Source organism: Paraburkholderia bengalensis, assembly GCF_037126505.1.
In the GTDB taxonomy this organism is placed as follows: domain Bacteria; phylum Pseudomonadota; class Gammaproteobacteria; order Burkholderiales; family Burkholderiaceae; genus Paraburkholderia; species Paraburkholderia bengalensis.
Genome location: NZ_JACFYJ010000305.1, coordinates 1 through 482 on the forward strand (window position 1 = coordinate 1; position 482 = coordinate 482).

1 protein-coding gene is annotated in these 482 nt (G+C 62.9%); it reads left to right on the forward strand.

The features are described from left to right. A partial coding sequence (locus H3V53_RS43395) for an NAD(P)(+) transhydrogenase (Re/Si-specific) subunit beta (RefSeq protein ID WP_336603067.1) occupies positions 1 to 482 on the forward strand: 482 nt, incomplete at both ends.

Sequence of the window (482 nt, forward strand, 5' to 3'; positions counted from 1 at the left end):
CTGTTCATCGGCACGTTCGTCGGCGCGATTACCTTTAGCGGTTCGGTCATCGCGTTCGGCAAGCTGTCGGGCAAGTACAAGTTCCGGCTGTTCCAGGGCGCGCCCGTCGTCTACGCCGGCCAGCATCTGATCAACCTGCTGCTCGCGCTCGCGATGATCGGCTTCGGCGTGATCTTCTTCCTCACGCAATCGTGGCTGCCGTTCATCATCATGACGCTGATCGCGTTTGCGCTCGGCGTGCTGATCATCATCCCGATCGGCGGCGCGGACATGCCGGTGGTGGTGTCGATGCTGAACTCGTACTCGGGCTGGGCGGCGGCGGGCATCGGCTTCTCGCTGAACAACGCGATGCTGATTATCGCGGGCTCGCTGGTCGGCTCATCCGGTGCGATCCTGTCGTACATCATGTGCAAGGCGATGAACCGTTCGTTCTTCAACGTGATTCTGGGCGGCTTCGGCGGCGAGGCGGGTGCGGCGGCAGC